The sequence below is a fragment of the Ramlibacter sp. bp-362 genome (genome assembly GCF_054956735.1).
In genome coordinates, this window is the sequence record NZ_JBUDXE010000007.1 from 158243 (window position 1) to 183848 (window position 25606).

Sequence of the window (25606 nt, forward strand, 5' to 3'; positions counted from 1 at the left end):
ATGAAGAGAAAGAAACCGGAGGAGCTGCGCTCCCAGCAGTGGTTCGGCCGGCAGGACCGCGACGGCTTCGCCTACCGCAGCTGGGTCAAGGGCAAGGGCGTTCCGCACGACCAGTTCGACGGCCGGCCCGTCATCGGCATCTGCAACACCTTCAGCGAGCTCACGCCCTGCAACTCGCACTTCCGCACGCTGGCCGAGCAGGTGAAGATCGGCGTGTACGAGGCCGGCGGCTTCCCGCTGGAGTTCCCGGTGATGTCGCTCGGCGAGACGCTGCTGCGGCCGACCGCCATGCTCTATCGCAACCTCGCGAGCATGGATGTCGAGGAATCGATCCGCGGCAACCCCGTCGACGGCGTGGTGCTGCTCATGGGCTGCGACAAGACCACGCCCTCGCTGATCATGGGCGCGGCCAGCGTGGACCTGCCCACCATCGGCGTGTCGGGCGGCCCCATGCTCAATGGCAAGTGGCGCGACCAGGAGCTCGGCTCGGGCACCGGCGTGTGGAGCATGAGCGAGCAGGTCCGCGCCGGCACGCTGAAGCTGCAGGACTTCTTCGAGGCCGAGAGCTGCATGCACCGCAGCCACGGCCACTGCATGACCATGGGCACGGCTTCCACCATGGCGAGCATGGTGGAAGCGCTGGGGGTGGGCCTGCCCGGCAACGCGGCCTATCCCGCCGTGGACGGCCGCCGCAACGTGATCGCGCGCAACGCCGGCCGGCGCATCGTGGAGATGGTGCACACGGACCAGAAGCTGTCCACCATCCTCACGCGCCAGGCCTTCGAGAACGCGATCAAGACGCTCGCCGCGATCGGCGGCTCCACCAACGCCGTGATCCACCTGATCGCCATCGCGCGCCGCGTCGGCGTGGAACTGTCCATCGAGGACTTCGACCGGCTGGGCAGCGAGATGCCCTGCCTGGTGAACCTGCAGCCCTCGGGCAAGCACCTGATGGAGGACTTCTGCTATGCCGGCGGCCTGCCGGTGGTGATGAAGGAGATCCGCGATTCGCTGCACCTGGACGCCGTCACGGCCAACGGCAGGACGGTCGGCGAGAACATCGCCGACGCCCAGAACTGGAACAAGGAAGTGATCCAGCCGCTGGCCACGCCGTTCAAGGAAAAGGCCGGCATCGCCGTGCTGCGCGGCAACCTGGCGCCGCGCGGCGCCGTGATCAAGCCCAGCGCCGCCACGCCCAAGCTGATGGTGCACAAGGGCCGCGCGGTGGTGTTCGAGGACATTGAGGACTTCCACAAGCGCATCGACGACGAGAACCTCGACGTCGACGAGGACTGCGTGCTGGTGCTGAAGAACTGCGGGCCCAAGGGCTACCCCGGCATGGCGGAGGTCGGCAACATGCCGCTGCCCCCCAAGGTGCTGCGCAAGGGCATCACCGACATGGTCCGCATCAGCGACGCGCGCATGAGCGGCACGGCCTACGGTACGGTGGTGCTGCACACGGCGCCGGAGGCGGCTGCGGGCGGTCCGCTGGCGCTGGTGCAGAACGGCGACATGATCGAACTCGACGTACCGAAGCGCCGCCTGCACCTGGACGTCAGCGACGAGGAACTCGCCCGCCGCCGCGCCGCCTGGCAGCCGCCGAAGCCGCCGCTGTCGTCCGGCTACTGGAAGCTGTACGTCGACCACGTGCTGCAGGCGGACGAAGGCGTGGACCTGGACTTCCTGGTGGGCAAGCGCGGCTCCTTCGTGCCGCGGGACAACCACTGAAACCGTGCTGCCTAGGCTTGTCATCCCGGGCTGGACCCGGGATCCACCGTCGCGTGGCACCCAATGACATCCTTCGTCGCCGTCGACTGGGGCACCTCCTCCCTCCGCGCCGCCCGCATCGCGGATGACGGCACGGTGCTCGAGGAACGCGCCAGCGACCGCGGCATCCTGTCCATCCCTCCCGGCGGCTTCCCCGCCGTCCTGCAGGAAACCTGCGGCGACTGGCTCGCCGATCCCCGCGCCCTCTGCCTCGTCAGCGGCATGGCCGGCAGCCGCCAGGGCTGGCGCGAAGCACCCTACTGCCCCTGCCCCGCCGGCTTCGCCGAAGTCGCGGCGCACCTCACGTGGATCGAACCCGGCCGCATCGCGCTGGTGCCCGGCCTCTCCTGCGAGAGCGAAGGCGTGCCCGACGTGCTGCGCGGCGAGGAGGTCCAGGTGTTCGGCGCGCTGGACCTGCTGCAGCGGGACGAGGGCCTGTTCGTCCTGCCCGGCACGCACAGCAAGTGGGTGCGCGTGCGGGACGGCCGCGTGCAGTCCTTCGCGACCTTCATGTCCGGCGAGTTCTATGCGCTGCTGCGCCAGCACTCCATCCTCGGCCGCACCATGCCGGCCGACGAAGGCCCGCTGGACGAGGAGGCCTTCGCGCAAGGCGTGCGCCGCGCGCAGCAAATGGGCAGCCTGCTGCGCAGCGCCTTCAGCGCGCGCACGCTGGCGCTGTTCGAGCGGACGCAGGCGGCAGCCTTGCCCAGCTATCTCTCCGGCCTGGTGATCGGCGAGGAACTGCGCCTGCGCGACGAGGCCGCGCCATCCGTGGTGCTGGTCGGCAGCCCGCAGCTCACGCGGCGCTACGCTCTCGCGTTGCGCATCCTCGGCCGCCAGGCCCGCACGCTCGGCCCCGAGGCCACCTGGCACGGACACCGGGCGCTGGCCCGCACACTGGAGCACGCATGAACGCCGATCTCGCGAGCGCCTGGCAGGGCGCGCTCTCGCAACTTCCCCTGGTCGCGATCCTGCGCGGCATCCGCCCGGACGAAGCCGAGGCCGTCGGCGATTCGCTGTGGTCCGCGGGCTGGCGCCTGCTGGAGGTGCCGCTCAATTCACCGCAGCCGCTCGACAGCATCGCGCGGCTGGCGCGCCGCTTCCCGCAGGCCGTCGTCGGCGCGGGCACGGTGCGCAGCGCCGAGGAGGTGCGGCAGGTGCATGCCGCGGGGGGCCGCATGGTCGTCTCGCCGCATTTCGATGCGCGGGTGGTCGCCGCGGCCGCGGCGGCAGGCATGGTCGCGCTGCCCGGCGTGATGACGCCGAGCGAAGCGTTCGCCGCGCTCGATGCGGGCGCGACCGGGCTGAAGCTGTTCCCTGCCGAGATGATCCCGCCGGCGGCCGTCAAGGCGCTGCGCGCCGTGCTGCCGGCGCAGGTACTGCTGCTGCCCGTGGGCGGCATCACGCCGGCCGGCATGGCCGCCTACCGCGCGGCGGGGGCGCAGGGCTTCGGGATCGGCTCGGCCTTGTACCAGCCCGGCCGCGAAGCGGCCGCCGTCGCGGAGTCGGCGCGCGCCTTCGCCGATGCGTGGACGGGCACGCGGCGGGCGTGATGGGTGGAGAATGGGCCCCGCGCTAGCGGCTCTTGCGCGCGGGGCCGGCTTTGCGCGCCGGTGTCTTGCGCGCCGGCGGCGCGGCCTTGCGCGATGCGGTGCCGCGCGCGGGCGGCGCGGATGCCGTGGCCTCGGCGACCTGCTCTTCCATGTAACCGCGGATCAGCCGCCGGACCACCTGCGACGGCGTCATGTCCTGCGTGCGGCAAAGGTTCTCGAAAGCCTGCTTCTTCGCCGGATCGATCAGGATGGTTAGCCGTGCGGTCTTGAGCTCCATGGGCGGACGGGTCCGATGTTAATCGGATTGTAATTGCTTTCCGCCCGCCGCGGGGCGCGCCTCAGCCCACCTTGCGCCCGTCCTTGCGCTGGTACTCCACGCCATGCTTGGCCAGGTACTCCCGGATCAGCTGCCGCAGCAGCTGGGAGGCCGTGATGTCCTGCGCGGCGCACACCGCCTCGAATGCCCGCTTCTTCTCCGCATCGATGAGGATGGTGAGGCGGGCGGGTTTGTCGTCCATGCGGTCGTTCTCTCGTGCTGACATGATAATACTCTGCGTCTATCATGTGAGTCCGATGGTAGTACGCCGCGCCGGCCGGCGCTGGCGGAACCGCCCCGGCAGGCATCGGCAGGTGGCTCTTCGTTTTGTAGGCGGGAACAAACGCTGAGCCAGCAATAGGCGCGCAGCCCCGGTTTTTCAAGGCGGCGCGACGGAAGGGCTCAGGCGGCCGCGGCGGCGGCGGGCGCGCGGCCGGGCAGCGGCGCCTCGCGGATCGGCAGGTGCACCAGCGCGGCGCCGATGGCCAGCACGATGTCCACGTACCAGACCCAGTCGTAGGCGCCCGTCACCTCGAACACCTTGCCTCCCAGCCAGGATCCGAAGAAGGCACCGACCTGGTGCGTGAGCATCACGAGGCCGAACAGGGTCGCCATGTTGGCCGGCCCGAAGAAGCGCGCGACCAGGCCGGCGGTCGGCGGCACGGTGGACAGGTAGGTCAGACCCATGACGGCCGCGAACAGCAGCACGACGGGGCCCGTCTTGGGCGCGAGCAGGAAGGCGACCACCGCCAGCGCCCGCGCCGCGTAGATCACCGACAGCAGCGACTTCATGCGCCAGCGGCCCATCGCCCAGCCGGCGCCCAGGCTGCCGGCCACGTTGAACAGGCCCAGCATCGCGAGGGCCCAGCCGCCCCACTGCGTCGGCAGGCCGCAGGCCTCGATCACGCCGGGCAGGTGCACGGCGAGGAAGGCGACGTGGAAACCGCAGACGAAGAAGCCGGCGCACAGCAGCAGGTAGTCGGGCGTGCGGACCGCCTCGCGCACGGCGGCGCGCGGGCTGACGGGCGCCGCGGCGCCGGACTGGGCGGCGGCATGCTGCGCCGTCCCGCGCAGCACCCAGGCGGCCGGCAGGCAGAACAGCACCATGAGCGCCAGCACCTGCATCGCGGAGCCCCAGCCCATGCCGACGATCAGCGCCGCCGCCAGCGGCGCGGTGGCGAACTGGCCCAGCGACCCCCCCGCGTTGACGATGCCGGTGGCCATGCCCTGGCGCGCCGGATCGATCATGCGCACGGCCGCGGACATCAGCACGGCCGGCCCCGCCATGCCCGATCCGCCCGAGGCCAGCACGCCGATCGCGAAGATCAGGCCCAGCGTCGTCGTCATCAGCGGCGTGATGAAGGTGCCGATGCAAAGCAGCACGACCCCCGCCACCAGCACGCGCCCGGCGCCGTAGCGGTCGGCCAGCGCGCCGGCGAAGGGCTGCGTGAGCCCCCACCACAGCTGCCCGAAGGCGAAGGCCAGGCTGATGCTGCCGAGGCCAAGGCCGGTGGAGGTGTTGAGCGCCGGGAGGAACAGGCCCATGCTCTGGCGCGTGCCCATGGTGAGGGCGAAGGTTCCGGCGGCGGCGAGCAGCACGAGCCAGAAGGCCGCGCGGCGGCTGGCTTCAGTCATCGATCTCTCCTTGGTGCGCGGCGGGCGGCAGCCCGGCCGCCGGGCAGGGCATGGAACGCTACCACGGCCCCGGTGCCGCGTCGCCGTCACAGTGACTCCGGCGCCACAGGGCGGCTGCGCGTATGCTCGCCGGCGAGGAGGAGATCACATGGATGGAGCGGACCGCCTGGAAAGCTGGCTCGCGCAGGAGCGCGAAATCGCGGCGCGGCTGGCGGCCGGCGCCGGCTGCGGCGTGGCGAAGCCCGAGCAGGTGGCCGGGCGCAGCGGGCTGGACGTGCTGCAGGCGATGCTGCGCGGCGAGCTGCCCTACCCGCCGATCGCGCGCACGCTGGACTTCCAGCTGGTGGAAGTCGGCGAGGGCCGCGCCGTGTTCCAGGGCACGCCGGGGCCGGCGCACCTCAATCCCCTGGGCACGCTGCACGGCGGCTGGTACGCGACGCTCCTCGACTCGGCGCTCGGCTGCGCGGTGCACACGATGATGCCGCCGGGGCGGGGCTACACGACCGCGGAACTGGGCGTGAACCTGGTGAAGGGGATCGGGCCGAAGGTGCAGCGCGTGCGCGCCGAAGGGCGGGTGCTGCACTGCGGGCGGCAGCTGGCGACGGCCGAAGCGAAGTTGTTCGGGCCGGACGGGACCTTGTACGCGCACGGCACGACGACGTGCCTGGTGTTCGAAATGCGGTAAGGACGGTGGGGATCGCTGCGCTCACCGCCACCCTACGAAGCCGAACGAGAACGCAACGATCCGTAGGGTGGCGGTGAGCGCCAGCGAACCCCACCGCTCCTACTTCCGCACGCGGTCGAACGCGAACGTGAAGATCAAATCGACCCCGGTCCGCTCGCCCGCCTCCACCCGAAGCGTCGCGCGGCGCGACAGGTCGAAGAAGATGAACAGCGTGCCCATCGCGCCCGACAGGCTGCGCTCGTAGGCGGCGTAGAAGTTGTCCGCGAAACGCTTGCCGACGCGCACCACGGCGCCGCTCGTGCTGTCGGGGCTCACGCTCAGGTCGTCCAGCCCCAGGCTGCCGGCGATGCCCTTGCCCGTGCCGCCGCGGCCGGACAGCAGGGCCGCCGCCGCGCGCTGCAGCAGGGCGGCGTCGGCGCCGCCGCCCGCGGACGAGCGCCCCAGCACCACGTACGACAGCGTCTCGGCCTCGGACAGCCCGGCCTCGGAATACAGTTCCACGTGCGGCGACTGCGCGCGCCCGGTCACCTGCACGCCGACCTTCTCCTGCAGGTTGGGGCGGATCGCCAGGATGTCGAGCGCCGGGTTGTCGGCCGGGCCGGTGAAGCGCAGCACGCCGCGCTCGATCTCCATCCGCTGCCCGTAGGCCTGGTAGGTGCCGCCGACGGCCCGGATCACGCCGACGATCTGCGGCGTCCCCGAGCCGTCGCCCTGCACCTGCACCGAGCCGGCCAGGCGCGTGTCGAGGCCGCGGCCGGTGACGCGGAAGTCCGGCCCGAGGTTGAAGCGGACGTCGAGCGACAGCTTGCCCTCGCCTTCCGGCTGCGGCTTCTCGCGGCGTTCCGGCTCGGTGGCCGGCAGGCCCACCGCATGGCGCACGACCACGTCCTCGCCCAGGCGCGGCGGCGTCTCGTCCGGGATGCGGATGCGCGCGCGGTCCACGCGCAGCTCGCCCGTGACGGTGGTGCCCGTGCGGTCCATGCGCGCGAACACCGGTCCCGAGACGGTGAGCTGCCGGTCGCTGCGGATGCTGGCGCGCAGCTGCGACAGCTGCGCCTGCGCCGTGAACACCACGCCTTGCGGCGTCCAGCTGCCTTCTCCGAAGGCGAGCACCGTGCCGCCGCCACCGCCCTCCTCGCTGCCGTGCAGGAGGAACTCGTCGACGACCAGCTTCTGGCCGGCGAGGCGGGCGCGCAGGCGGCCGTTGCGCAGCTCGATGCCGTCCACCACCGAGCGCAGCGCCAGGTCTTCCGCGTTCACGGGGCCGGACAGCTCCGGCTGCGCGCGCGTGCCGGCGATGCGGATGTCGGCCGCCAGCGAGCCGCGCAGGCGCCAGCCCGGCGGCGCCAGCAGCGACCAGACGCCGATGCGCGGCAACTGCGCCTGCACCCGCCCGGCCAGGGGCGCCTGCGCCGCCCAGGTCCAGCCGCCCTCGGCGCTGCGCGCCAGCCGCGTGCGCAGCTCGCCCTGCGCATGGCCCGCGCGCTCGCTGTCCCAGGTGAAGGAGAGCAGCAGCTGCTCGCCCTCGCTGCGCAGCGTGAGCCGCGCGTCGCGCACGCCGGCGGTGACGCGCGCCGCGGCGCCGTCGATGCTCTCGGCCAGCACGTTGACGTCGCCGCCGGTGCGCACCAGCGAAGCATCCACCTGCAGGCTGCGGCCCAGCCGCGCATTCCACTGCGCATCGAACACCATGTCGCCCGACAGCGCCGCGCCACCGAGCTGCGGCCCCGCGACCAGCTCGATCCAGGCGAGCGGCAGGCCGCTCACCCGGCCCGAGGTGAACAGCTCGCCGCCCTGCCGGCGCACCGGGTTCCAGGCCAGCACCGCCTCGTGCGCCGCGCCGCCGCTGGGCAGCGGCGGCGCGCGCAGCAGCGCCTGTCCCGCGCCGACTTCGAAGTTGCCGCCGGCCGCGCGCCAGTCCACCGGCTGCTGCAGTTCCAGGCGCCAGTTGCCGCGGCTGAGCGCCGGGTCGCGCAGTTGCAGCGCCAGCGTCGTCACGCGCCCGTTCCAGCGCGAGGCGGCGCCCGCCAGCGTGCCGCCGAGGGTGCCGCGCGCCGTGACCGCGACCTGGCGCTGGCCTTGCTGCAAGGTGCCGTCGAGGCCCAGCGTCGCTTCGCGCAGCCGGCCCTGCCACTGCAGCGCGGCCTCGCGCACGGTCCACGCCGGCTCGCCGCCCGGCCCCGGGGCGGCCCAGCCCAGCCCTCGCACGTTCGCCTGCGCCTGCACGGCCGGATCGCGCCAGCCGCCCTGCCAGGCGAGCCGCGCCTGCGCTTCGCCGCGCAGGTCCAGGTCTTTCAACAGCGGGGCGATGCCGGGCCAGCGCGCCCACCAGCGCTGCGCGAGCGCCAGGTCTCGGGCCGCCAGCTGCGCGCTGCCCTGCCCGCGCGCCGGCGCGATGCTGCCCTGCGCATCGGCCTGCAGGCCCGGCGCGTGCAACTGCAGCTTGCCGCTGCCGGCCTGCGCCGCGAGGTTCCACTTCACCTCCCCCTGCAGGGAGGCATCGCTGGTGCGCAGGCGCAGGCGCGCGAGCGTGATCGCGTCGCCTTCCCAGCGGCCGCGCGCGACGATCTCGCGCAGCTCCAGCGCGCGCGCGGTGCGCGTTCCGGGCCCGGACGCCGCGGCGCCGGCGCGCAGTGCCACGTCGAAGTCCACCGCCCGCCCCGCGCCGGACAGCTGCACCGGCCCCGAGATGGGCAGCGAGGCCATGGACGTGTGCAGCCGCGCCGGATCGACGCCGGCCACGCGCCCCTCGAACTTCCAGCCCGGACCTTCCCAGGCGCCGCTGCCCTCGATTTGCCCGCCGCCCGCCTGCGCCGCCAGCGATTCCACCAGCGCCGTGCCGTCGCGCCAGGCGCCCTGCACGCTCGCCGACGTGACGGGCAGGCGGCCGCGGTCCCAGGGCCCGGCGAGGCCGTTGCGCAGGTCGGCCGCGAGCCGGTAGCTGCTCGCGGACAGCGGCTCGACTTCCACGTGCCCCGACAGCTCCGTGCGCGGCGCGGCCGGCCAGAGCATGGCCAGGTCCAGGTGCTCGAACTCCGCTTCGCCGCGCGGCACGGGCATGGCCGCGAACGGCGTGATGCGCGCGGTGGCAGTCGCGCGCGGTAGCGCGCCCGCGTCGGCGGGCCCTTCGGCGACCAGCTTCGCACTGGCGTCGATCCCGCTGGCCGGGCCTTCGGCGCGCAGCTCCAGCTGCAGCGGCACGCGTTGTTCGCTGCCCGGCACCGGCGCCAGCAGCTTGCCCGCGAGGCGCGCGTCCAGCGTCAGCGCCCCGGTCGCCAGCATCGTGGCCTCGCCCCGGTAGGTGCCGCCCGCGATGCGCAGCGACTGGAGGTCCACGCGATGCCGCAGCCCGTCGAAGGCGTACTGCGCCGCGAGGCCGCTCGCCTCGAATTGCGCGGCGCCCTGCCAGGACAGCTCACCCACTTCGAGCTGGTCCACGCGCACGCGCCAGGGCAGCCGCAGGTCCTTCGGCGGCTGCAGCGGCTCCTGGCTGCGCGGGCGCTTGTCGATCACGCGCGCGCGCGCCACCTGCACCTGCCGCAGTTGCAGCGTGCGATCCAGCAGGGCGAGCGGCTCCCATTCCAGCCGGATGTCCTCCGCCTCCAGGCGCAGGCCGTCGCGCTCCCAGACGATGCGGGCGATGTGCCAGCCGCGCCGCAGCGAGCCGCGCACGCCCTCGCTCTGCACGCCGCCGCGCGCCGCCTGGCGCAGCGTCCATTCGAGCGAGCCTTCCTGCCCCGCCCACCACCAGATCCCCGCGGCCGTGACGACCAGCAGCAGGCCGAGGCCGACCAGGACGCGGGTCGTCCAGCGCGCGATGCGGGCGGTGCGGGCGCTCAAAACACGAACCCCGCGCTGAAGTGCAGGCGGAAGCGCTTCGCCTGCACGCCGTAGGCGATGGCCGCCTCCACCGGGCCCACCGGGCTGCGCCAGCGCACGCCGGTGCCGACGCCGACTTTCGCGCGCAGCTGGCTCGGCTGGTCCGCCACCGCGCCCGCGTCCACGAACAACGTGTGCTCGAAGGCGGTGGCCTGGCCGCGCCAGCGGATCGGCCGCTGCCACTCGATGCTGCCGTCGGCGAGGTAGCGGCCCGGTCCGACCAGGCCGCCCGGCAGCGGCACGCCGATGTCCAGGTAGCCGTAGCCGCGCACCGAGGTGTCGCCGCCGGTGCGGAACAGCTGCGTCGCCGGGATGCGTGCTCCTTCGCGCGCGAGCACCGCGCCGCCTTCCGCGCGCATCTGCAGGCGCCCCCGCTCGATCGGGTGGTAGCCGAGCCAGCGTACCAGCGTGCGCTGGAAGGCATGGCCGTTGCCGCCCATGGTGAGGCCGCCGCCGAACTCGAAGCCGATGCCGTGCCCCGAGGACGGCTGCTGCACGTTGTCGAAGTAGCGGCCGGTCCAGATGTAGTTCGCGCTGACGGCGGAGCCTTCCCCCGTGTCCAGCGGCGTCAGCGCCACGTTGCGCGGGTTCTGCACGGTGGAGCGTTCGTACTGCAGGTACCAGCGCCGGTCGATGCGGTCGCCGAGCTTGAACCGGCCGGCACGCACCCGCTGGCTGTGCGTGACCAGGCGGTCATCGTCCAGCTTCTCGGCGCGGAGCAGCGCCGACCAGCGCCAGCCCTCCTCGTCCGGGATGTCGGTCCACTCGGTCTCCGCGTACGGATTCTTCTTCTCGACCTGCAGCTTGGTGGTGGCGCGCCATCCGATCAGGGGGACGCGGTTGTGCGTGTGCTCGATGCTCGCGCGCGGGCCGCCGTCGGTGGTGAAGCCCAGTCCCAGCACGACCTTCTGCAGGCGCGCCTCGCGCACGGTCACCTGCACCGGCGCCGCCGCCGGGTCGGACGCCGGGTCGACGAACAGGAAGGCCGAATCGAAGTAGCCGCTGCCGGTGAGGCGCAGCTGCGCCTGCACGATCTGTTCCTGGTCGTACACGGCGCCCTCGGGCAGGCGGGCGATGCGTTCCACCAGCACCGGGTCGTAGCGCTTCACGCCGGTCACCTGCAGCGGGCCGAGGCGGAAGGCCGGCCCGGAATCCAGGCGCAGGCCCAGGCGCGCCGACGCATTGGCCGCGTCCACGTCGGCCAGGCTGTAGCTGATGCGCCCGGCCGGGTAGCGGCGCGCCAGCAGCTGGCGGGTCGCGTCGGCCTTGGCGCTGTCCCAGGCCGACTGCGTGAAGGGGCGGCCCACGGGCAGGCTCCAGCCGCTGACGATGCCCTCGCGCTGGGCGATCGCCTGCGCGTCGGCGGTCGTGGCGATGTCGCCCTCGAAGGCGATGGCGACGTCGGCCACGCGCGTGCGCTCGCCCGGCGCCACGTCGACCACCAGCCGCGGCCGCGCGCCCGCCTCGCGCGTGATCGCGACCTGCGGCGCGAAGTAGCCCTGCGTGGCCAGCAGCTCGCGCGCGTCCTTCTCCGCCAGCACGATCAGGCGGGCGATCTCGGTGTCGTCGAGGTCGCTGACGGCGCGGTAGCGGCGCAGCTCGAGGTTGCGCTCCAGCAGTTCCTTGAGCGGATCGGGAGCGCGGACGACCAGGTCGAAGGCGGGGCCCTGCGGCTGGGCAGAGGCCGCGGGCGCCAGCAGCAGCCACGCCACGGCCCATCCCGCCGCGGCGAGCAACATGCGGATCATGGACCCCGAACTATGCCGGTGCGCACGCCGGGGCGCCGTAGGCCGAATCCGACTCATGCGGGGGCATCGACGAGCTGCACCATGTGGCTATCATCCGCGCATGCGGATCCTCCACACCATGCTGCGCGTCGGCGACCTGCAGAGGTCGATCGATTTCTACACCCAGGTGCTCGGCATGAAGCTGCTGCGCACCACCGAGCGGCCCGAGCAGAAGTACTCGCTGGCCTTCGTCGGCTACGGGACGAACCCGGAGCATGCGGAGCTGGAGCTCACGTACAACCACGGCGTGGACCACTACGACCTGGGCAGCGCCTACGGCCACATCGCCATCGCCGTGCCGGACGCCTACGCGGCCTGCGAGCGCATCCGCGCTGCCGGCGGCAACGTCACCCGCGACGCCGGCCCGGTGAAAGGCGGCAACACGGTGATCGCGTTCGTGACGGACCCGGACGGGTACAAGATCGAGCTGATCCAGCGGGACGCCTGAAGAAGGCAGTCACCGCTTCAGGCCCGCCGCCTCCTGCGCCAGCCGCGTGAGGCGTGCCCAGTCGCCCTTGGCGAGCGCTTCGGCTGGCGTCAACCACGAGCCGCCGACGCAGGCCACATTGGCGAGCGCCAGGAACTCGTTCGCATTGGCCGTGCTGACGCCGCCGGTGGGGCAGAAGCGCACGTCGTTGAACGGGCCCTGCCACGCCTTCAGCATCGCCGGGCCGCCCGCCTGCATCGCCGGGAAGAACTTCAGCTCGGTGTAGCCGTCTTCCTGCGCCATCATGATCTCGCTGCCCGTGGCCACGCCTGGCAGCAGCGCCAGCCCGAGGTCGCGGCAGGCCTGGCCGACGGCGTGCGTGTAGCCGGGGCTGACCGCGAAGCGGGCGCCCGCCATCGCGGCGGCCTGCGCGTCGGCGGCGCTGCGCACCGTGCCGGCGCCGACCACGGCTTCCGGCACTTCCTTGGCGATCGCCTCGATGCAGGCCAGCGCCACCGGCGTGCGCAGCGTCACTTCCAGCATGCGGATGCCGCCGGCCAGCAGCGCGCGCGCCATCGGCACGGCATGCGTGCGGTCCTGCAGGACGATCACCGGGATCACCGGGGCGTCCTGCATCACCTGGATCGGCGTGGGCCGCTCGGGCAGGGGATTCAGAGCCATGTGCAGGCGCCTTCCTCGGCAGCGGCGGCGTTGCGCCGCATGCCGGCAAACAGTTCCCGGCCAGTGCCGTGGCCGTTGGCGGTGCGCTGCGCATCGGACAGCAGCGCGGGTTGGCGGCGCGACCACTCGGCGGCGTCGACGAGCGCGTCGAGCCGGCCGGCCGGCGCATCCAGCCGCACGACGTCGCCGTCGCGCAGCAGCGCGAGCGGGCCGCCCGCCGCCGCCTCGGGCGAGACGTGGATGGCCGCGGGCACCTTGCCCGAGGCGCCGCTCATGCGGCCGTCGGTGACCAGCGCGACGCGGAAGCCCCTGCCCTGCAGCACCGCCAGCGGCGGCGTCAGCTTGTGCAGTTCGGGCATGCCGTTGGCCTGCGGGCCCTGCCAGCGCACGACGCAGACCACGTCGCGCTCCAGCTCGCCCGCCTTGAAGGCGGCGAGCAGGTCCTCCTGGTCGTCGAAGATGCGCGCCGGCGCCTCGATCACGTGCCGGTCGTCCGGCACCGCCGAGACCTTGATCACGCTGCGCCCCAGGTTGCCGGTGAGCAGCTTCAATCCGCCCGTGGGGCTGAAGGGCTGGCGCGCCGGGCGCACGATGCCTTCGTCGCGCGAAGCGCCGATCTCGGACCACACGAGCTTCTCGCTGCCAGCCTCGAGCGCAGGCTCCCGCGTGTACTCGCGCAAGCCCCCTTCGCGCACCGTCAGCACGTCCTCGTGCATCAGGCCCACGTCCAGCAGTTCGCGGATCACGTAGCCGGGGCCGCCGGCGGCCTGGAACTGGTTCACGTCGGCCAAGCCGTTCGGATAAACGCGCGCCAGCAGCGGCACGACGCCGGAGAGCTCGTCGAAGTCGTTCCAGTCGATCACGATGCCGGCCGCGCGCGCCACCGCCACCCAGTGGATCAGGTGGTTGGTGGAGCCCCCGGTGGCGAGCAGCGCCGCCATCGCGTTGACGATGCTGCGCTCGTCCACCAGCTGGCCGATCGGCGTGAAGCGGCGCGCCTTGACCAGGCCCAGCACGGTGCGCACCGCCTCGCGCGTGAGCGCCTCGCGCAGTTCCTGCTGCGGCTGCACGAAGGCGGCGCCCGGCACGTGCAGGCCCATGGCCTCCATCAGCATCTGGTTGCTGTTGGCCGTGCCATAGAAGGTGCAGGTGCCCTGCGTGTGGTAGGCCTTCATCTCGGCTTCCAGCAGCTCGGGCCGGCCGACCAGGCCCTGCGCCGCCTGCTCGCGCACCTTCGCCTTCTCGCCGTTGGACAGGCCGCTGGGCATGGGCCCGCCGGGCACGAACACGGTGGGCAGGTGGCCGAAGTGCAGCGCGCCGATCAGCAGGCCGGGCACGATCTTGTCGCAGATGCCCAGCATCAGCGCGCCGTCGAACACGTCGTGGCTGAGGCCCACGGCGGTGGCCATCGCGATCACGTCGCGCGAGAACAGGCTCAGCTCCATGCCGGCCGTGCCCTGCGTGACGCCGTCGCACATGGCCGGCACGCCGGCGGCGACCTGGGCCGTCGCGCCGTGGCGCCGCGCCTCGTCCTTGATGACGGGCGGGAAGGCGCCGTAGGGCGCGTGCGCCGACAGCATGTCGTTGTACGCGTTGACGATCGCGAGGTTGGGGGCGCGTTCGGTGACGACGCGGAACTTGTCGTTGGCGGGCAGGCCGGCGAACGCGTGGGCGACGTTGGCGCAGCCCATGCGGTCGGCGCCGCGGTCGCGGCCGGCGGCCTGGGCGATGCGGTCGAGGTAGGCCGAGCGGGTGGGCGCGCTGCGTTCGCGGATGCGCTGCGTCACCGTGGCCAGCACGGGATGGAGTTTCATGGCAGCTTCAGGTGTTGCGTCCATCCTACCCCGCAGCGAAGGCATTGGGGCCGCCAGGGGGTACGAACCGGTTACCAACTTCCGGCGGCCGCGCCGCTGGGCTAGAGTTCGTGCGTGAGCGAAGTGACGAAGCCGGCGCGCGACGCGGCGGCCATGCTGGAGCGGGCCCTTTCCGAATGGGGCGGGCAGGAGGATCTCTGGATCTTCGGCTACGGCTCACTCATCTGGCGGCCCGACTTCGACTTCGCCGAGCGCCGGCCGGCGCGCGTGCACGGCTGGCACCGCGCGCTGAAGATGTGGAGCCGCATCAACCGCGGCACGCCGGAGCGCCCGGGCCTCGTCTTCGGGCTGCTGTCGGGCGGCTGCTGCCGCGGCGTGGTGTTCCGCGTGGCGCGCGAACACGGCGCGGAGATCCTCACCCGCCTGTGGTCGCGCGAGATGGCGACCGCCGTCTACGACCCCAAGTGGCTGCTGGCCGACACGCCGCAGGGCCGCGTGCGGGCGCTCGCCTTCACGCTGTCGCGCCGCAGCCCCAGCCACACGGGCGAACTCACCGAGGAGGAGTACCGCGCGATCTTCGCGCTGGCCTCGGGCATCTACGGAACGACGCTGGACTATGCGCACCGCACGATGGAGGAACTGAAGCGGCACGACATCCGCGACCGCAACCTCGAGAAGCTGCTGCGGCTGATCCAGCGGAATTCGTGACCCGGGTCAGCGGGAGGCGAGCAGGCGCTCCGCCCGCGCGAGATCCTCCACCGTGTCGATGTCGGTGACGATCCCCGCGTCCTGCAGCTCCAGCTTCCTCACCTTCGCCTGCCGCACGATGGCCGCCGCGCCCTCGGCGCCGGTGAGCGCCTGCAAGGCCATGCCGTGCTCGCGCGCGAAGCCGACCGGATGGCCGCGCGTGCCCTGGTAGACCGGCACGACCACCGAGGCTTGCTGCAGCGCGGCCGCCACCGCCTGCAAGGACGCGGGCCGCACCAGCGGCAGGTCTCCCGGCAGCACCAGCCAGCCGCCCGCGTCGGACGTCGCGCGGACGGCCGCCGCGATGGAATCGCCCATGCCCGCATGCCCCGCGTCCTCCACGTGGAAAGCCAGTCCGCTCGCGCGCACCGCGGCGAGCGTGTGTTCCAGCACCGGCCGGCCGGCCAGCGGCGCCTGCAGCTTGGAGCCGCTGCCGCCGGAGGCGCGGAAGCGCTCGCCCCGGCCGGAGGCGAGGACGAGCACCACGGGAGCGGAGGGAGCGGGGGACATGGCGACAGCGATCGTAGCGCCGGTGCGAGAATCGCCGCTATGAGCAGCACCTCCGAACGCATCGCCGAACTGCGCAAGAGCTACGAGCGCGCCGAACTGGGCGAGGACGCCTCGCACGCGGACCCGCTGAAGCAGTTCGACCAGTGGCTCACCGAGGCCATCGCCGCGGAAGTGCCGGAGCCCAACGCGATGACGCTGGCCACGGTCGGCAGCGACCTGCGACCGAGCACGCGGCCGGTGCTGATCAAGGGCTACGACGACCGCGGCATCGTCTGGTACACCAACTACGAAAGCCGCAAGGGCCAGGAGCTGGCCGGCAATCCGCACGCCGCGCTGCAGTTCCACTGGGTGGAGCTGGAGCGGGTGGTGCGCATCGAAGGCCGCGTGGAAAAGACCAGCGCGGAAGAGAGCGACGCCTACTACGCGACGCGCCCGCTCGATTCGCGCATCGGCGCCTGGGCCAGCCCGCAAAGCCAGGTGATCCCGGGGCGCAGCGTGCTGGTGACGGCCGCCGCGAAATACGGTGCGCAGTTCCTGCTCAACCCGCCGCGGCCGCCGCACTGGGGCGGCTACCGGCTGGTGCCGCAGGAGTGGCAGTTCTGGCAGGGGCGCAAGAGCCGGCTGCACGACCGGCTGCGGTACCGGCGGGTGGGGGCGCAGTGGGTGCGGGAGCGGTTGGCGCCGTAGCGCCTGCGCCGCATCGCTGGGGTTCGCTGGCGCTCACCGCCAGCCTACGGACGCCGCGGCCCGTAGGCTGGTGGTGAGCCGCAGGCGAACCCCAGCTCTCATCGCTTCATCAACTCCGTGAACGTCTTCCTGAACTTCGCCACCTTCGGCGCCGCCACCGCGAGGCAGTACCCCTGCGTCGGGTTCTTCTCGAAGAAGTCCTGGTGGTACTCCTCCGCCGGCCAGTAGTTCGTCATCGGCAGGACCTCGGTCACGATCGGCCGGCCGAACAGCTTCTCCTGGCTCATGGCGCGGATCATGTCGTCGGCGACCTGCTTCTGCTCCGGCGTCGTGTAGTAGATGCCGCTGCGGTACTGCGTGCCGACGTCGTTGCCCTGGCGGTTCATCTGGGTCGGGTCGTGCACCACGAAGAAGATCTCCAGCAGCTGACGCGTGCTGACCTGCGCCGGGTCGTAGGTGAGCTTCACCACCTCGTTGTGGCCCGTGCGTCCGGTGCAGACCTGCTCGTAGCTCGGTCGTTCGGTGTCGCCGTTGGCGTAGCCGGATTCGACGTCCGTGACGCCGCGCACCTCCTTGAACACCGCCTCGGTGCACCAGAAGCAGCCGCCGCCCAGGACGATGGTTTGCAGGTCGCTCATGTCGGTCCTCCGTGAAGCCCTCACTGTAGTCCCAGCGGGCCCTGCCTTAGGATGCGCGGCCATGCACGCCATCGCCGCGACGAGGGAATCCCGCCATGCTGCTGCCCGGTGAGTGGAAGCCGGTCCTGGCGGCGCTGGTGCTGCCGCCGGCGGCGCCGCTGCTGCTGGCGCTGCTCGGGGGGCTCGTGGCGCTGCGCCGGCGCGGCGCCGGCCTGGTGCTCGCCTTCGCGGGCATCGCGCTGGCCTGGATGCTCAGCACGCACGGCATGGGCCTGCTGCTCGCCCGCCAGCTGCTGCCCGCGGTGGCGCCGCTGCAGACGCCCGCGCTGCTGCGGGTGCAGGCGATCGTGGTGCTGGGCGCCGGCGTGCTGCCCCAGGCGCCCGAATACGCCATCGCGCAGCCGCATCCGCACACGCTGGCGCGCCTGCGCTATGGCGCCTGGCTGGCGCGGCACAGCGGCAAGCCGCTCGCCTTCGCCGGCGGCGTCGGCTGGGCCGCCGCGGGGACGCGCACCGCTTCGGAAGCCACCGTGGCGCAGCGCGTGCTGAAGGAGGAGTACGGGCTCACGCTGCAGTGGCTGGACGACCGCTCGCGCGACACGGCGGAGAACGCCGCGCGCATCGGCCGGCTGCTGCGCAAGGACAAGGTGCAGCGCATCGCGCTGGTGACCGATGCGACGCACATGCCGCGCGCCGCCGCGGCGTTCCGCGCCGAGGGCTTCGAGGTGCTGCCCGCGCCGACGAATTTCCCCGTGGCGCACGGCCGGCCGGTGCTGGAGTGGCTGCCTTCGGACGAAGGGGTGACATTGTGCCGGCAGGTGCTCAGGGAGTGGCTGGCCCGGGCGGTCGCGAAGGCCGCCTGAAGACGGTGGGGTTCGCCTGCGGCTCACCTGCCGCGGCGGCCGCCGCGCCACCCTACGCCGGCCGGCCCATCCGCGCCGCCCGGCCATCCTGCGGTTGACGCGCCAGCACGGCCGCGCTACATTACTAACCGGTCAGTCAGTAACAGCCCCCCCTCCCGGCCCGCCTTCCATGTCCCTGAACAAAGCCGTCGCCGGGCGCGACGCCTCCCCGGTCCGCCGCGGACGCCGCAAGCAGGCGCGCCCGGGCGAACTGCTGGACGCCGCGCTCGACCTGTTCGTGGAGAAGGGCTTCGCCGCCACCCGCTCCGAGGAAGTGGCCGCCCGCGCCGGCGTGTCCAAGGGCACGCTGTTCCTCTACTTCCCCAGCAAGGAAGAGCTGTTCAAGGCCGTCGTGCGCGAGAACATGTCGGGCCGCTTCGCCGAGTGGCAGGAGGAGTTCGAGACCTTCGAGGGCACCACGGCCGACATGGTGCGCTACTGCATGCGCGTGTGGTGGGAGCGGATCGGCGCGACGCGCGCCTCCGGCATCACCAAGCTGATGATCAGCGAGGCGCGCAACTTCCCCGAGCTGGCGGCCTTCTACCAGCAGGAAGTGATCCGTCCCGGCACGGAACTCGTGCGGCGCATCCTGCAGCGCGGCGTCGAGCGCGGCGAATTCCGGGCCATCGACGTGGACTACACCGTCTTCGGCATCGTCGCGCCGATGATCTTCCTGATCATGATGAAGCACTCGCTGGGCGCCTGCGTCCCGCAGGACTATCCGCTGGACCCGGAGCGCTACATCGACGCGCAGGTCGAGACGCTGCTGCAGGGCCTGTGCGTGCGCGAAGGCGACGCGAAGGCGCGGCCATGAGCAAGGGCAGGTGGCTGCTGCTGGCGCTGGTCGCGGTGCTGGTGGTGCTGGGCGCCTCGCGCATCCTGGGCGCGCGCCGCGCGCAGCAGGTCGCGCAGGCGCAGCTCGCCACGCAGCGGGCGCAACCGGTGGTGGAGCTGGCGGCCACGGACGTCGTGCGCGCCGAGGTGCGCGAGCTGCAGCGCGGGCTGCCGGTCTCGGGTTCGCTCAAGGCCGTCGACTCGGCCTTCGTGAAGGCGCGGGTGGCCGGCGAGCTGCAGGGCCTGGCGCTGCGCGAAGGCGACCCGGTGCAGGCCGGCCAGGTGATCGCGCGCATCGATCCCACCGAGGGCGAGGCGCGCTTGCAGCAGGCGCAGCAGCAGGCCGACGCGGCCAGGGCGCAGATCGACATCGCCGAGCGCCAGTACGCGAACAACAAGGCGCTGGTGGACCAGGGCTTCATCTCGCGCTCCGCGCTGGACACCTCGGCCAACAACCTCGCGGCCGCGCAGGCCACGCACCGGGCGGCGCTGGCCGCCGTGGACCTGGCCCGCAAGGGCGTGGCCGACACGGTGCTGCGCGCGCCCATCGCCGGCATCGTCTCGCAGCGCTTCGCGCAGAGCGGCGAGCGCATCGCGGTGGACGGCCGCGTCATCGAGATCGTGGACCTGCGCCGGCTGGAGCTGGAGGCGACGCTCGCCGCGGCCGATTCGGTGGACGTGCGCGTCGGCCAGGAGGCCACGCTGCAGGTGGAAGGCAGCGCCAGCCCGGTCATGGCGCGCGTCGCCCGCATCAACCCGAGCGCGCAGGCGGGCAGCCGCAGCGTGCTGGCCTACCTGGCGCTCGCCGACACCACCGGTTTGCGGCAGGGGCTGTTCGCGCAGGGGACGCTGGCGATCGGCCGCGCCTCGGGCCTGGCCGTGCCGCTCGCGGCCGTGCGCACCGACAAGCCGGCGCCCTACGTGCAGGTGGTGGAGGACGGGCGCGTCGCGCACAAGGCCGTGCAGCCGGGAGCGCGCGGCGAGGTGGAGCACGACGTGTGGGTGGCCGTTGAGGGATTGCAGCCGGGCGCGGTCGTGATCCGCGGGCATGTGGGGGCGTTGCGCGAGGGGACGGCGGTGAAGTTCACGGGCGGCAGCCCCTGACCCCATGTGGTTCACCCGCGTCAGCCTCAGGAATCCGGTGTTCGCGACGATGGTCATGCTGGCCATCGTGGTGCTGGGGGCGTTCGCGTACCAGCGGCTGAAGGTGGACCAGTTCCCCAACATCGACTTCCCCGTCGTCGTGGTCACGGCCGACTATCCGGGCGCCTCGCCGGAGATCGTCGAGACCGAGGTCAGCAAGAAGATCGAGGAGGCGGTGAATTCCATCGCCGGCATCAACGCCCTCACCTCGCGCAGCTACGAAGGCTCCTCGGTGGTGATCATCGAGTTCCAGCTCTACGTCGACGGGCGCAAGGCGGCCGAGGACGTGCGCGAGAAGATCGCGGCGATCCGGCCGACGCTGCGCGAGGAGGTCAAGGAGCCGCGCGTGCTGCGCTTCGACCCGGCGAACCGGCCCGTGTGGTCGCTCGCCGTGCTGCCCGACGCGAGCGGCGGCGCCCGCCCGATGACGCCGGTCGAACTGACGAACTGGGCCGACCAGGTGCTCAAGAAGCGGCTGGAGAACGTGCGCGGCGTCGGCTCGGTCACGCTGGTGGGCGGCACCAGGCGCGAGATCAACGTCTACCTGCAGCCCGCGGCCATGGAGGCGCTGGGCATCACGGCCGAACAGGTCGCGGCGGCCGTGCGCAACGAGAACCAGGACCTGCCGGTCGGCGCGCTGCGCTCGCCGGCGCAGGACCGCGTGGTGCAGGTCGATGCGCGCATGCAGCGGCCGGAGGACTTCGGCCAGATCATCGTCACGCGCCGCAACGGCGCGCCCGTGCGGGTGAGCCAGGTCGCCCGCGTCGCCGACGGCGGCCAGGAGGTGGAAAGCCTCGCCCTCTACAACGGCCAGCGCACGCTGCTGCTGCAGGTGCAGAAGTCGCAGGACGAGAACACCATCGCGGTCGTCGACGGCCTGCAGCGCACCCTGCAGGAGATGCAGGCGCAGCTGCCGCCGGGCGTCAAGCTGGAGCCGGTGACCGACGCCTCGCGGCCGATCCGCGTGTCGGTGCGGAACGTGCGGCAGACGCTCATCGAAGGCGCGTTCCTGACGGTGCTGATCGTGTTCCTGTTCCTGAACTCCTGGCGCTCCACCGTCATCACCGGGCTGACGCTGCCGATCGCGCTGATCGGCACCTTCCTGTTCATGTACGCCTTCGGCTTCTCGATCAACATGGTCACGCTGATGGCGCTGTCCCTGTGCGTGGGGCTGCTGATCGACGACGCGATCGTCGTGCGCGAGAACATCGTGCGCCACGTCCAGATGGGCAAGCCGCCCTGGCAGGCGGCGCTGGACGGCACGCAGGAGATCGGCCTGGCGGTGCTGGCGACCACCTTCTCCATCGTCGCCGTGTTCCTGCCCATCGGCTTCATGGGCGGCATCATCGGCAAGTTCTTCCACGAGTTCGGCGTGACCATCGTGGCGGCCGTGCTGATCTCGATGTTCGTGAGCTTCACGCTGGACCCGATGCTGTCCTCGGTATGGCACGACCCCGAGGCGGAGCGGCAGCGCCGGGACAGCGCACCGGTCACGCGCTACGACCGCACCATCGGCCGCGTCACCGGCTGGTTCGACCGCGCCACGGAGCGCCTCGCCGGCGCGTACCAATCCATCCTGCGCTGGTCGCTCGCGCACAAGCTGGCGACGGTGCTGGGGGCGCTGGCGATCTTCGCCACCAGTGTCTTCATGGTGCCGCTGCTGGGCACCGAGTTCGTGCCCAAGGCCGACTACTCGGAGACCAGCCTGAACTTCTACACGCCGGTCGGCTCCTCGCTGGAGCTCACCGAGGCCAAGGCGCGACAGGTCGAATCCATCATCCGCGAGTTCCCGGAGGTGCGCTACACGGTGGCGACCATCAACACCGGGTCGGCCGCCGGCAAGATCTACGCATCGGTGTACGTGCGGCTGGTGGACCGCCAGCAGCGCAGCCGCAGCGTCGACGAGATGGCGGGCCTCCTGCGCGAGCGCCTGAAGCAGGTGCCCGGCATCACCGTCACGCACGCCGGCCTGCTCGACGCCGTGGGCGGCAACAAGCAGATCGAGTTCTCGCTGCAGGGGCCGGACCTGAAGGAGCTGGAGCGCCTGTCGCGCCTGGTCACCGAGCGCATCCGCGACATCCGCGGGCTGGTGGACCTGGACTCCAGCGTCAAGCCCGACAAGCCCACCATCGCCATCCAGGTGCGGCGCGACGCCGCCTCCGACCTGGGCCTGTCGGTGGCGCAGGTCGCGGGCGCGCTGCGCACGCTGGTGGCCGGCCAGACGGTGGGCAACTGGCGCGCGCCCGACGACCAGACCTACGACGTCAACGTGCGGCTCGCGCCGGGCGCGCGCAACGCCCCGCAGGACCTGGAGCGCCTGCCCTTCGCCACCGGCAGCAACGCCGACGGCAGCCCGCGCGTGGTGCGCCTGAACCAGCTGGCGACGGTGCGCGAGAGCACCGGGCCGAACCAGATCAACCGGCGCGACCTCGCGCGCGAGGTGGCGATCAACGCCAACGCCCAGGGGCGCTCGGCCGGCGAGATCTCCGCGGACATCCGCGCGCGGCTGGACACCATCGCCTTCCCGCCCGGCTACCGCTACCAGTTCAGCGGCTCCACGAAGAACATGGACGAGTCCTTCGGCTACGCCGTCTCGGCGCTGGCCATGGCCGTGATCTTCATCTACATGATCCTGGCCAGCCAGTTCCGCAGCTTCCTGCAGCCGCTGGCGCTGATGACCTCGCTGCCGCTCACGCTGATCGGCGTCGTGCTGGCGCTGCTGCTGTTCGGCTCCACGCTGTCGATCTTCTCGGTGATCGGCATCGTGATGCTCATGGGCCTGGTGACCAAGAACGCGATCCTGCTGGTGGACTTCGCGATCCGCATGCGCGAACAGGGCATGGAGCGCTCGCAGGCGCTGCTCCACGCCGCCCGCGTGCGCCTGCGCCCCATCCTGATGACCACCCTGGCGATGGTGTTCGGCATGGTGCCGCTCGCCTTCGCCCTGACCGAGGGTTCCGAGCAGCGCGCCCCCATGGGCCAGGCCGTGATCGGCGGGGTGATCACCTCCTCGCTGCTCACGCTGGTGGTGGTGCCGGTCGTGTACTGCTGGCTCGACGACCTGGCGCAGTGGCTGCGCGGCCGCCGGCCCGCTTCGGGCGGTTCCGGCGCGCAGGCCGCGCCGGCTTCTAGAATGGACGGTTTGTCCTGACCGCTCCCCGAATTCCCATGACTCCCGCCATCGACATCGCCCGCGCCCGCTTCAACATGATCGAGCAGCAGATCCGTCCCTGGGACGTGCTGGACCTCGACGTGCTCGCCCTGCTGGAGCAGGTGAAGCGCGAGGACTTCGTGCCGGAGGCGCACAAGGCCCTGGCCTTCACCGACATGATGATCCCCCTGCTCGCGGACACCGAGGAGGCGATGCGCAACGGCTGGTGCATGCTGGAGCCCAAGATGGAGGCCCGCATGCTGCAGGACGTGGCGCCCCGCGCCCACGAGAAGGTGCTGGAGGTCGGCGCCGGCTCGGGCTACATGGCCGCCCTGCTGGCGAGCCGGGCCCAGCGCGTGATCAGCCTCGAACTGAAGCCCGAGCTCGCCCGCATGGCGCGCGAGAACCTGCAGCGCGCCGGCATCCGCAACGCCGAAGTGCGCGAGGCGGACGGCGCCAAGGGCCTGTCGGCCGAAGGCCCCTTCGACGCGATCGTGCTCTCCGGCTCGGTCGCCGAGGTGCCGCAGGCCCTGCTGGCGCAGCTCAAGGTCGGCGGGCGGCTGGCGGCCATCGTCGGCGGCGACCCGGTGATGCGCGCCACCTTCGTGACGCGCACCGGTGAAACCACCTACACCACGGTGCAGCCCTGGGATACGCTGGCGCCGCGCCTGGCGCACTTCCCCGAGCCGTCCCGCTTCCGCTTCTGAACCGCATGATCCCGCAAGTCCGCCCCGCCGACTGGAACGACTGGCTGCAGGCGCAGCCGGCCCGGCCCCTGCTGCTGGACGTGCGCGAGCCCTGGGAAGTGCAGACGGCCAGCGTGGCGCCGCGCGACTTCGACCTGGCCACCATCCCCATGAACGAGATCCCGGCGCGGCTGGCGGAGCTGCCGCAGGACCGGCCGATCGCCTGCCTGTGCCACCACGGCGCCCGCAGCCAGCGGGTGGCGCTGTTCCTGGCGCAGCAGGGCTACACCGATGTGGCGAATATCGCGGGCGGGATCGACGCCTGGTCGCGGGAGCACGATCCGGGGATCCCCCGGTACTGAGGGGCGTTACAACGGAAGGTCGCCCGACAAGCAGACCCAGAGAAGGACGGACGGAACAATGAAAACGAAGCGGCTTCTCCCCCTGGCGGCGGCACTCGCGCTGGTCCTCGCCGGCAGTGCCCGTGCCGAAGGACTGCTCCAGCTCTACGAAGCCGCGAAGGCCTACGACGCCACCTGGCAGTCGGCCCGCTCGCAGTACGAGGCGACCGTCTACCGCGCCGAGCAGGCCCGCGCGGGCCTGCTGCCGCAGGCGGGGCTGTCGGCCGGCGTCACGCGCAGCGACTTCGGCAACCACATCGACAGCCGCCCCGCCGTGACGGACGCCGACCGCAGCTTCACGACCCAGCAGGCGACGCTGAGCGCCTCGCAGCCGCTGTACCGGCCGGCCAACCTGGCGACCTTCCGCCAGGGCCAGCGCCAGGCGGAACTGGCGGAATACCAGCTCACCGCGGCCGGCCAGGACCTGATGATCCGCGTGGCGCAGGCCTACTTCGACGTGCTGGCGGCGCAGGACACGCTCGCCTTCGTGCGGGCGCAGAAGGTCGCCACGGCGGAACAGCTCGCCTCGGCCAAGCGCAACTTCGAGGTCGGCACGGCCACCATCACCGACACGCGGGAGGCGCAGGCCCGCTACGACCTCGTGCTGGCGCAGGAGATCGCGGCCGAGAACGACCTGCGCGTGAAGCGCCTGGCGCTCGACACGCTGGTCGGCAAGAACGACACGCAGCCGAACCCGCTGGCCGCGCCGCTGGACGTGCCGGCCCCGCAGCCGCCGAACCCGCAGGCGTGGGTGGCGGCCGCGGAGGACGCGAGCCCGCTGATCCAGCAGGCGAAGAAGGCGGTGGAGATCGCCGAACTGGAGACCGAGAAGGCCCGCGCCGGCCACAAGCCGACGCTGGACCTGACCACCAGCTATGCCGTCGCCCGCAACCTGAACGGCAGCACCACCTCGCAGTTCGACGGGCGCACCCACAACGGCAACGTCGGCGTGGCCTTCAACCTGCCGCTCTTCGCCGGCTTCGCCACGCAGAACCGCATCCGCGAGACGCTGGCGCTGGAAGACAAGGCGCGCAGCGACCTGGAGGCGGCGCGCCGGCAGGTGGCGCAGGCGGTGCGCACGGCCTACTTCGGCGTCGTCTCGGGGCAGGGCCAGGTGCGGGCGCTGGAAGCCGCGGAAGCTTCCAGCCAGAGCGCGCTGGACGCGAACCGCCTGGGCTACCAGGTCGGCGTGCGCATCAACATCGACGTGCTGAACGCCCAGAGCCAGCTGTTCCAGACCAAGCGCGACCTCGCGCAGGCGCGCTACAACGTGCTGCTGGGGCATTTGCGGCTGCGGCAGGCGAACGGGACGCTGCAGGCGGAAGACCTGGCGCGGTTGAACACGCTGCTGGCGCCCTGAAGG

The 25606-nt window shown here is 72.3% G+C and carries 23 protein-coding genes; 14 read left to right on the plus strand and 9 right to left on the minus strand.

Annotated elements, in window-relative coordinates:
- From ACY0MJ_RS11890 to ACY0MJ_RS11900, 3 genes are all read left to right on the plus strand, one after another.
- Positions 1-1728: an IlvD/Edd family dehydratase gene (locus ACY0MJ_RS11890; protein ID WP_462638673.1), complete on the plus strand. Its 1728-nt coding sequence runs from the start codon at positions 1-3 to the stop codon at positions 1726-1728.
- Between the two features lie 63 nt (positions 1729-1791).
- Entirely contained in the window at positions 1792-2679 is an 888-nt protein-coding gene (locus ACY0MJ_RS11895) for a 2-dehydro-3-deoxygalactonokinase (protein ID WP_462638674.1), read from the plus strand.
- Positions 2676-3320 (plus strand): 2-dehydro-3-deoxy-6-phosphogalactonate aldolase, encoded by a 645-nt coding sequence (locus tag ACY0MJ_RS11900; protein ID WP_462638675.1) that lies wholly within the window; start codon positions 2676-2678, stop codon positions 3318-3320. Before ACY0MJ_RS11895 ends, ACY0MJ_RS11900 begins: the two co-directional genes overlap by 4 nt.
- Before the next feature lie 22 nt (positions 3321-3342).
- Here the strand turns inward: ACY0MJ_RS11900 and ACY0MJ_RS11905 are convergent, their stop codons facing one another.
- From ACY0MJ_RS11905 to ACY0MJ_RS11915, 3 genes are all read right to left on the minus strand, one after another.
- On the minus strand, positions 3343-3597 hold the full coding sequence (locus ACY0MJ_RS11905; RefSeq protein ID WP_462638676.1) for a CopG family transcriptional regulator: 255 nt from the start codon (positions 3595-3597) through the stop codon (positions 3343-3345).
- A gap of 61 nt (positions 3598-3658) precedes the next feature.
- Entirely contained in the window at positions 3659-3838 is a 180-nt protein-coding gene (locus ACY0MJ_RS11910) for a ribbon-helix-helix protein, CopG family (RefSeq protein ID WP_462638677.1), read from the minus strand.
- Positions 3839-4038: 200 nt separating this feature from the next.
- Positions 4039-5271, minus strand: a complete 1233-nt coding sequence (locus ACY0MJ_RS11915; RefSeq protein ID WP_462638678.1) for an MFS transporter — start codon at positions 5269-5271, stop codon at positions 4039-4041.
- 148 nt (positions 5272-5419) lie between these two features.
- On the opposite strand from ACY0MJ_RS11915, the gene ACY0MJ_RS11920 reads away from it, so the two are divergent.
- Positions 5420-5956 (plus strand): PaaI family thioesterase, encoded by a 537-nt coding sequence (locus ACY0MJ_RS11920; protein ID WP_462638679.1) that lies wholly within the window; start codon positions 5420-5422, stop codon positions 5954-5956.
- Between the two features lie 99 nt (positions 5957-6055).
- On the opposite strand, the gene ACY0MJ_RS11925 is transcribed toward ACY0MJ_RS11920, so the two are convergent.
- A complete protein-coding gene (locus ACY0MJ_RS11925; RefSeq protein ID WP_462638680.1) occupies positions 6056-9796 on the minus strand; it encodes a translocation/assembly module TamB domain-containing protein in 3741 nt (1246 codons plus the stop codon).
- On the minus strand, positions 9793-11583 hold the full coding sequence (locus ACY0MJ_RS11930; protein ID WP_462638681.1) for an autotransporter assembly complex protein TamA: 1791 nt from the start codon (positions 11581-11583) through the stop codon (positions 9793-9795). Before ACY0MJ_RS11930 ends, ACY0MJ_RS11925 begins: the two co-directional genes overlap by 4 nt.
- Positions 11584-11683: 100 nt before the next feature.
- On the opposite strand from ACY0MJ_RS11930, the gene gloA reads away from it, so the two are divergent.
- On the plus strand, positions 11684-12070 hold the full coding sequence (gloA, locus tag ACY0MJ_RS11935; RefSeq protein ID WP_462638682.1) for a lactoylglutathione lyase: 387 nt from the start codon (positions 11684-11686) through the stop codon (positions 12068-12070).
- 9 nt (positions 12071-12079) lie between these two features.
- On the opposite strand, the gene eda is transcribed toward gloA, so the two are convergent.
- Positions 12080-12730 carry a bifunctional 4-hydroxy-2-oxoglutarate aldolase/2-dehydro-3-deoxy-phosphogluconate aldolase gene (gene eda, locus ACY0MJ_RS11940; protein ID WP_462638683.1) on the minus strand — a complete coding sequence of 217 codons (651 nt, stop codon included), beginning with the start codon at positions 12728-12730 and terminating at the stop codon, positions 12080-12082.
- Positions 12721-14544 (minus strand): phosphogluconate dehydratase, encoded by a 1824-nt coding sequence (gene edd / locus ACY0MJ_RS11945; protein ID WP_462638684.1) that lies wholly within the window; start codon positions 14542-14544, stop codon positions 12721-12723. Before edd ends, eda begins: the two co-directional genes overlap by 10 nt.
- A gap of 153 nt (positions 14545-14697) precedes the next feature.
- On the opposite strand from edd, the gene ACY0MJ_RS11950 reads away from it, so the two are divergent.
- The gene (locus ACY0MJ_RS11950; protein ID WP_462638822.1) at positions 14698-15252 is read left to right on the plus strand and encodes a gamma-glutamylcyclotransferase; all 555 of its coding nucleotides are present in this window, start codon (positions 14698-14700) and stop codon (positions 15250-15252) included.
- A gap of 6 nt (positions 15253-15258) precedes the next feature.
- Here the strand turns inward: ACY0MJ_RS11950 and ACY0MJ_RS11955 are convergent, their stop codons facing one another.
- Positions 15259-15801, minus strand: a complete 543-nt coding sequence (locus tag ACY0MJ_RS11955; protein ID WP_462638685.1) for a nucleotidyltransferase family protein — start codon at positions 15799-15801, stop codon at positions 15259-15261.
- A 39-nt stretch (positions 15802-15840) separates the two neighbouring features.
- On the opposite strand from ACY0MJ_RS11955, the gene pdxH reads away from it, so the two are divergent.
- Positions 15841-16488: a pyridoxamine 5'-phosphate oxidase gene (pdxH, locus tag ACY0MJ_RS11960; RefSeq protein WP_462638686.1), complete on the plus strand. Its 648-nt coding sequence runs from the start codon at positions 15841-15843 to the stop codon at positions 16486-16488.
- 98 nt (positions 16489-16586) lie between these two features.
- On the opposite strand, the gene msrA is transcribed toward pdxH, so the two are convergent.
- On the minus strand, positions 16587-17126 hold the full coding sequence (msrA, locus tag ACY0MJ_RS11965; RefSeq protein WP_462638687.1) for a peptide-methionine (S)-S-oxide reductase MsrA: 540 nt from the start codon (positions 17124-17126) through the stop codon (positions 16587-16589).
- Positions 17127-17221: 95 nt separating this feature from the next.
- Between msrA and ACY0MJ_RS11970 the strand changes: the two genes are divergently transcribed.
- The 7 genes from ACY0MJ_RS11970 (at position 17222) to ACY0MJ_RS12000 (ending at position 25603) form a co-directional block, all read left to right on the plus strand.
- Positions 17222-17989: a YdcF family protein gene (locus tag ACY0MJ_RS11970; RefSeq protein ID WP_462638688.1), complete on the plus strand. Its 768-nt coding sequence runs from the start codon at positions 17222-17224 to the stop codon at positions 17987-17989.
- Between the two features lie 169 nt (positions 17990-18158).
- Positions 18159-18842, plus strand: a complete 684-nt coding sequence (locus ACY0MJ_RS11975; protein ID WP_462638689.1) for a TetR family transcriptional regulator — start codon at positions 18159-18161, stop codon at positions 18840-18842.
- The gene (locus ACY0MJ_RS11980; RefSeq protein WP_462638690.1) at positions 18839-19966 is read left to right on the plus strand and encodes an efflux RND transporter periplasmic adaptor subunit; all 1128 of its coding nucleotides are present in this window, start codon (positions 18839-18841) and stop codon (positions 19964-19966) included. The genes ACY0MJ_RS11975 and ACY0MJ_RS11980 overlap by 4 nt, the downstream gene beginning before the upstream one ends.
- A 4-nt stretch (positions 19967-19970) precedes the next feature.
- Positions 19971-23156 carry an efflux RND transporter permease subunit gene (locus ACY0MJ_RS11985; RefSeq protein WP_462638691.1) on the plus strand — a complete coding sequence of 1062 codons (3186 nt, stop codon included), beginning with the start codon at positions 19971-19973 and terminating at the stop codon, positions 23154-23156.
- A gap of 17 nt (positions 23157-23173) precedes the next feature.
- Positions 23174-23863, plus strand: a complete 690-nt coding sequence (locus ACY0MJ_RS11990) for a protein-L-isoaspartate O-methyltransferase family protein (protein WP_462638692.1) — start codon at positions 23174-23176, stop codon at positions 23861-23863.
- A gap of 5 nt (positions 23864-23868) precedes the next feature.
- Complete coding sequence (locus ACY0MJ_RS11995; protein WP_462638693.1) at positions 23869-24204, plus strand: rhodanese-like domain-containing protein; 336 nt, start codon at positions 23869-23871, stop codon at positions 24202-24204.
- Positions 24205-24262: 58 nt separating this feature from the next.
- Positions 24263-25603, plus strand: a complete 1341-nt coding sequence (locus tag ACY0MJ_RS12000; protein ID WP_462638694.1) for a TolC family outer membrane protein — start codon at positions 24263-24265, stop codon at positions 25601-25603.
- Positions 25604-25606: the final 3 nt, after the last annotated feature.

What these genes read in the sequence shown, in the direction of transcription:
- ACY0MJ_RS11895 (WP_462638674.1), top strand. Translation starts at nt 1,792, where the DNA reads ATGACATCCTTCGTCGCCGTCGACTGGGGCACCTCCTCCCTCCGCGCC.
- ACY0MJ_RS11985 (WP_462638691.1), top strand. Translation starts at nt 19,971, where the DNA reads ATGTGGTTCACCCGCGTCAGCCTCAGGAATCCGGTGTTCGCGACGATG.
- edd (WP_462638684.1), bottom strand. Translation starts at nt 14,544, where the DNA reads ATGAAACTCCATCCCGTGCTGGCCACGGTGACGCAGCGCATCCGCGAA.
- ACY0MJ_RS11915 (WP_462638678.1), bottom strand. Translation starts at nt 5,271, where the DNA reads ATGACTGAAGCCAGCCGCCGCGCGGCCTTCTGGCTCGTGCTGCTCGCC.
- ACY0MJ_RS11930 (WP_462638681.1), bottom strand. Translation starts at nt 11,583, where the DNA reads ATGATCCGCATGTTGCTCGCCGCGGCGGGATGGGCCGTGGCGTGGCTG.
- ACY0MJ_RS11975 (WP_462638689.1), top strand. Translation starts at nt 18,159, where the DNA reads ATGTCCCTGAACAAAGCCGTCGCCGGGCGCGACGCCTCCCCGGTCCGC.
- ACY0MJ_RS11890 (WP_462638673.1), top strand. Translation starts at nt 1, where the DNA reads ATGAAGAGAAAGAAACCGGAGGAGCTGCGCTCCCAGCAGTGGTTCGGC.
- ACY0MJ_RS11980 (WP_462638690.1), top strand. Translation starts at nt 18,839, where the DNA reads ATGAGCAAGGGCAGGTGGCTGCTGCTGGCGCTGGTCGCGGTGCTGGTG.
- ACY0MJ_RS11950 (WP_462638822.1), top strand. Translation starts at nt 14,698, where the DNA reads ATGCTGGAGCGGGCCCTTTCCGAATGGGGCGGGCAGGAGGATCTCTGG.
- ACY0MJ_RS11995 (WP_462638693.1), top strand. Translation starts at nt 23,869, where the DNA reads ATGATCCCGCAAGTCCGCCCCGCCGACTGGAACGACTGGCTGCAGGCG.
- ACY0MJ_RS11990 (WP_462638692.1), top strand. Translation starts at nt 23,174, where the DNA reads ATGACTCCCGCCATCGACATCGCCCGCGCCCGCTTCAACATGATCGAG.
- ACY0MJ_RS11910 (WP_462638677.1), bottom strand. Translation starts at nt 3,838, where the DNA reads ATGGACGACAAACCCGCCCGCCTCACCATCCTCATCGATGCGGAGAAG.
- msrA (WP_462638687.1), bottom strand. Translation starts at nt 17,126, where the DNA reads ATGAGCGACCTGCAAACCATCGTCCTGGGCGGCGGCTGCTTCTGGTGC.
- ACY0MJ_RS11970 (WP_462638688.1), top strand. Translation starts at nt 17,222, where the DNA reads ATGCTGCTGCCCGGTGAGTGGAAGCCGGTCCTGGCGGCGCTGGTGCTG.
- ACY0MJ_RS12000 (WP_462638694.1), top strand. Translation starts at nt 24,263, where the DNA reads ATGAAAACGAAGCGGCTTCTCCCCCTGGCGGCGGCACTCGCGCTGGTC.
- pdxH (WP_462638686.1), top strand. Translation starts at nt 15,841, where the DNA reads ATGAGCAGCACCTCCGAACGCATCGCCGAACTGCGCAAGAGCTACGAG.
- ACY0MJ_RS11905 (WP_462638676.1), bottom strand. Translation starts at nt 3,597, where the DNA reads ATGGAGCTCAAGACCGCACGGCTAACCATCCTGATCGATCCGGCGAAG.
- gloA (WP_462638682.1), top strand. Translation starts at nt 11,684, where the DNA reads ATGCGGATCCTCCACACCATGCTGCGCGTCGGCGACCTGCAGAGGTCG.
- ACY0MJ_RS11900 (WP_462638675.1), top strand. Translation starts at nt 2,676, where the DNA reads ATGAACGCCGATCTCGCGAGCGCCTGGCAGGGCGCGCTCTCGCAACTT.
- eda (WP_462638683.1), bottom strand. Translation starts at nt 12,730, where the DNA reads ATGGCTCTGAATCCCCTGCCCGAGCGGCCCACGCCGATCCAGGTGATG.
- ACY0MJ_RS11955 (WP_462638685.1), bottom strand. Translation starts at nt 15,801, where the DNA reads ATGTCCCCCGCTCCCTCCGCTCCCGTGGTGCTCGTCCTCGCCTCCGGC.
- ACY0MJ_RS11920 (WP_462638679.1), top strand. Translation starts at nt 5,420, where the DNA reads ATGGATGGAGCGGACCGCCTGGAAAGCTGGCTCGCGCAGGAGCGCGAA.